At 51.3% G+C, this 5496-nt stretch carries 2 tRNA genes and 3 rRNA genes; all 5 read right to left on the reverse strand.

Annotated elements, in window-relative coordinates:
* Window positions 1-5 precede the first annotated feature (5 nt).
* Window positions 6-121 (reverse strand): 5S ribosomal RNA (gene rrf, locus Q8X51_RS32065).
* A gap of 152 nt (window positions 122-273) precedes the next feature.
* A 23S ribosomal RNA gene (locus Q8X51_RS32070) occupies window positions 274-3165 on the reverse strand.
* Window positions 3166-3414: 249 nt separating this feature from the next.
* A tRNA-Ala gene (locus tag Q8X51_RS32075) sits at window positions 3415-3490 on the reverse strand.
* Window positions 3491-3520: 30 nt separating this feature from the next.
* Window positions 3521-3597, reverse strand: a tRNA-Ile gene (locus Q8X51_RS32080).
* Window positions 3598-3680: 83 nt separating this feature from the next.
* Window positions 3681-5217: ribosomal RNA gene (locus tag Q8X51_RS32085) — 16S ribosomal RNA — on the reverse strand.
* Together the 16S, 23S and 5S rRNA genes with 2 tRNA genes alongside form the textbook arrangement of a ribosomal RNA operon.
* Window positions 5218-5496: the final 279 nt, after the last annotated feature.

A 5496-nucleotide genomic window follows, 5' to 3' on the forward strand; every position in this document is an offset into this window, starting at 1 on the left:
TTTAATCTTGACGATGACCTACTCTCACATGGGGAAACCCCACACTACCATCGGCGATGCATCGTTTCACTGCTGAGTTCGGGATGGGATCAGGTGGTTCCAATGCTCTATGGTCGTCAAGAAATTCGGGTACTGAGTCGTGGCCGGCTGGCCTCGCTTCAGCAAATTGGGTATGTGACAGCTGTCGGTGTTTTGTGAAATCTCGAACTTTCGGTTCATTGCGTCTTCACACACCGCAATCTGGCCTTTCGACGCAAATTGCTTGGGTGTTATATGGTCAAGCCTCACGGGCAATTAGTATTGGTTAGCTCAACGCCTCACAGCGCTTACACACCCAACCTATCAACGTCGTAGTCTTCGACGGCCCTTCAGGGGACTCAAGGTCCCAGTGAGATCTCATCTTGAGGCTAGTTTCCCGCTTAGATGCTTTCAGCGGTTATCTATTCCGAACATAGCTACCCGGCAATGCCACTGGCGTGACAACCGGAACACCAGAGGTTCGTCCACTCCGGTCCTCTCGTACTAGGAGCAGCCCCTCTCAAATCTCAAACGTCCACGGCAGATAGGGACCGAACTGTCTCACGACGTTCTAAACCCAGCTCGCGTACCACTTTAAATGGCGAACAGCCATACCCTTGGGACCGGCTTCAGCCCCAGGATGTGATGAGCCGACATCGAGGTGCCAAACACCGCCGTCGATATGAACTCTTGGGCGGTATCAGCCTGTTATCCCCGGAGTACCTTTTATCCGTTGAGCGATGGCCCTTCCATACAGAACCACCGGATCACTAAGACCTACTTTCGTACCTGCTCGACGTGTCTGTCTCGCAGTCAAGCGCGCTTTTGCCTTTATACTCTACGACCGATTTCCGACCGGTCTGAGCGCACCTTCGTACTCCTCCGTTACTCTTTAGGAGGAGACCGCCCCAGTCAAACTACCCACCATACACTGTCCTCGATCCGGATAACGGACCTGAGTTAGAACCTCAAAGTTGCCAGGGTGGTATTTCAAGGTTGGCTCCACGCAGACTGGCGTCCACGCTTCAAAGCCTCCCACCTATCCTACACAAGCAAATTCAAAGTCCAGTGCAAAGCTATAGTAAAGGTTCACGGGGTCTTTCCGTCTAGCCGCGGATACACTGCATCTTCACAGCGATTTCAATTTCACTGAGTCTCGGGTGGAGACAGCGCCGCCATCGTTACGCCATTCGTGCAGGTCGGAACTTACCCGACAAGGAATTTCGCTACCTTAGGACCGTTATAGTTACGGCCGCCGTTTACCGGGGCTTCGATCAAGAGCTTCGCGTTAGCTAACCCCATCAATTAACCTTCCGGCACCGGGCAGGCGTCACACCCTATACGTCCACTTTCGTGTTTGCAGAGTGCTGTGTTTTTAATAAACAGTCGCAGCGGCCTGGTATCTTCGACCGGCATGAGCTTACGGAGCAAGTCCTTCACCCTCACCGGCGCACCTTCTCCCGAAGTTACGGTGCCATTTTGCCTAGTTCCTTCACCCGAGTTCTCTCAAGCGCCTTGGTATTCTCTACCCAACCACCTGTGTCGGTTTGGGGTACGGTTCCTGGTTACCTGAAGCTTAGAAGCTTTTCTTGGAAGCATGGCATCAACCACTTCGTTAACTAAAAGTTAACTCGTCATCAGCTCTCGGCCTTAGAATCCCGGATTTACCTAAGATTCCAGCCTACCACCTTAAACTTGGACAACCAACGCCAAGCTGGCCTAGCCTTCTCCGTCCCTCCATCGCAATAACCAGAAGTACAGGAATATTAACCTGTTTTCCATCGACTACGCTTTTCAGCCTCGCCTTAGGGACCGACTAACCCTGCGTCGATTAACGTTGCGCAGGAAACCTTGGTCTTTCGGCGTGGGTGTTTTTCACACCCATTATCGTTACTCATGTCAGCATTCGCACTTCTGATACCTCCAGCAAGCTTCTCAACTCACCTTCACAGGCTTACAGAACGCTCCTCTACCGCATCACTTACGTGATACCCGTAGCTTCGGTGTATGGTTTGAGCCCCGTTACATCTTCCGCGCAGGCCGACTCGACTAGTGAGCTATTACGCTTTCTTTAAAGGGTGGCTGCTTCTAAGCCAACCTCCTAGCTGTCTAAGCCTTCCCACATCGTTTCCCACTTAACCATAACTTTGGGACCTTAGCTGACGGTCTGGGTTGTTTCCCTTTTCACGACGGACGTTAGCACCCGCCGTGTGTCTCCCATGCTCGGCACTTGTAGGTATTCGGAGTTTGCATCGGTTTGGTAAGTCGGGATGACCCCCTAGCCGAAACAGTGCTCTACCCCCTACAGTGATACATGAGGCGCTACCTAAATAGCTTTCGAGGAGAACCAGCTATCTCCGAGCTTGATTAGCCTTTCACTCCGATCCACAGGTCATCCGCTAACTTTTCAACGGTAGTCGGTTCGGTCCTCCAGTTAGTGTTACCCAACCTTCAACCTGCCCATGGATAGATCGCCCGGTTTCGGGTCTATTCCCAGCGACTAGACGCCCTATTAAGACTCGCTTTCGCTACGCCTCCCCTATTCGGTTAAGCTCGCCACTGAAAATAAGTCGCTGACCCATTATACAAAAGGTACGCAGTCACCCAACAAAGTGGGCTCCCACTGCTTGTACGCATACGGTTTCAGGATCTATTTCACTCCCCTCTCCGGGGTTCTTTTCGCCTTTCCCTCACGGTACTAGTTCACTATCGGTCAGTCAGTAGTATTTAGCCTTGGAGGATGGTCCCCCCATATTCAGACAAAGTTTCTCGTGCTCCGTCCTACTCGATTTCATGACTAAGAGATTTTCGCGTACAGGGCTATCACCCACTATGGCCGCACTTTCCAGAGCGTTCCGCTAATCTCAAAGCCACTTAAGGGCTAGTCCCCGTTCGCTCGCCACTACTAAGGGAATCTCGGTTGATTTCTTTTCCTCAGGGTACTTAGATGTTTCAGTTCCCCTGGTTCGCCTCTTGCACCTATGTATTCAGTACAAGATAACCATCTTATGATGGCTGGGTTCCCCCATTCAGACATCTCCGGATCAAAGTCTGTTTGCCGACTCCCCGAAGCTTTTCGCAGGCTACCACGTCTTTCATCGCCTCTGACTGCCAAGGCATCCACCGTATGCGCTTCTTCACTTGACCATATAACCCCAAGCAATCTGGTTATACTGTGAAGACGACATTCGCCGAAAATTCGATCATACTCAATTAAGAGCCACTCACAAATTTTACCTTAGCCTGATCCGTTACCAGTGAAAGTAACGTTCAGTCTATCTTTCTATCACATACCCAAATTTTTAAAGAACGATCTAATCAAAGACTAGAAATCAACATTCACCATCATACTGATGGAATGCTCATTTCTAAGCTTTCATAACGTAGAAGCAGTAGTGGTGGAGCCAAACGGGATCGAACCGTTGACCTCCTGCGTGCAAGGCAGGCGCTCTCCCAGCTGAGCTATGGCCCCGTATTTCTACAGGCGTTTCCCACACAAAATTGGTGGGTCTGGGCAGATTCGAACTGCCGACCTCACCCTTATCAGGGGTGCGCTCTAACCAACTGAGCTACAGACCCAATTTCGGGCTGCTTCTTTATCGTCTTCTTCAATGAATCAAGCAATTCGTGTGGGAACTTATGGAGCAGCTGATGTCGTCGATTAAGGAGGTGATCCAGCCGCAGGTTCCCCTACGGCTACCTTGTTACGACTTCACCCCAGTCATGAATCACACCGTGGTAACCGTCCTCCCGAAGGTTAGACTAGCTACTTCTGGTGCAACCCACTCCCATGGTGTGACGGGCGGTGTGTACAAGGCCCGGGAACGTATTCACCGCGACATTCTGATTCGCGATTACTAGCGATTCCGACTTCACGCAGTCGAGTTGCAGACTGCGATCCGGACTACGATCGGTTTTCTGGGATTAGCTCCACCTCGCGGCTTGGCAACCCTCTGTACCGACCATTGTAGCACGTGTGTAGCCCAGGCCGTAAGGGCCATGATGACTTGACGTCATCCCCACCTTCCTCCGGTTTGTCACCGGCAGTCTCCTTAGAGTGCCCACCATAACGTGCTGGTAACTAAGGACAAGGGTTGCGCTCGTTACGGGACTTAACCCAACATCTCACGACACGAGCTGACGACAGCCATGCAGCACCTGTCTCAATGTTCCCGAAGGCACCAATCCATCTCTGGAAAGTTCATTGGATGTCAAGGCCTGGTAAGGTTCTTCGCGTTGCTTCGAATTAAACCACATGCTCCACCGCTTGTGCGGGCCCCCGTCAATTCATTTGAGTTTTAACCTTGCGGCCGTACTCCCCAGGCGGTCAACTTAATGCGTTAGCTGCGCCACTAAGAGCTCAAGGCTCCCAACGGCTAGTTGACATCGTTTACGGCGTGGACTACCAGGGTATCTAATCCTGTTTGCTCCCCACGCTTTCGCACCTCAGTGTCAGTATCAGTCCAGGTGGTCGCCTTCGCCACTGGTGTTCCTTCCTATATCTACGCATTTCACCGCTACACAGGAAATTCCACCACCCTCTACCATACTCTAGTCAGTCAGTTTTGAATGCAGTTCCCAGGTTGAGCCCGGGGATTTCACATCCAACTTAACAAACCACCTACGCGCGCTTTACGCCCAGTAATTCCGATTAACGCTTGCACCCTCTGTATTACCGCGGCTGCTGGCACAGAGTTAGCCGGTGCTTATTCTGTCGGTAACGTCAAAACCATCACGTATTAGGTAATGGCCCTTCCTCCCAACTTAAAGTGCTTTACAATCCGAAGACCTTCTTCACACACGCGGCATGGCTGGATCAGGCTTTCGCCCATTGTCCAATATTCCCCACTGCTGCCTCCCGTAGGAGTCTGGACCGTGTCTCAGTTCCAGTGTGACTGATCATCCTCTCAGACCAGTTACGGATCGTCGCCTTGGTGAGCCATTACCCCACCAACTAGCTAATCCGACCTAGGCTCATCTGATAGCGCAAGGCCCGAAGGTCCCCTGCTTTCTCCCGTAGGACGTATGCGGTATTAGCGTCCGTTTCCGGACGTTATCCCCCACTACCAGGCAGATTCCTAGGCATTACTCACCCGTCCGCCGCTCTCAAGAGAAGCAAGCTTCTCTCTACCGCTCGACTTGCATGTGTTAGGCCTGCCGCCAGCGTTCAATCTGAGCCATGATCAAACTCTTCAGTTCAAACATCTTTGGGTTTTTAAGAAACCCTAAACTTGGCTCAGCAATCGTTGGTTATTCTTTGATTTCTCGCGGAGTAACTTGTGATGCTGATAATCTTGTTGACTATCAGTCTGACTCCACAAGCACCCACACGAATTGCTTGATTCAGTTGTTAAAGAGCGGTTGGTTAAGAGCTTTCGTCTCAACCGAGGCGCGCATTCTACAGCAGCCTCATTTGCTGTCAAGTGATTATTTTCAGAAGCTTTCGAAGATTTCTTCAACAACTTCAACCACTTGCGC

This window comes from Pseudomonas sp. Yb2C2 (genome assembly GCF_052112325.1).
GTDB lineage: Bacteria > Pseudomonadota > Gammaproteobacteria > Pseudomonadales > Pseudomonadaceae > Aquipseudomonas > Aquipseudomonas marginalis.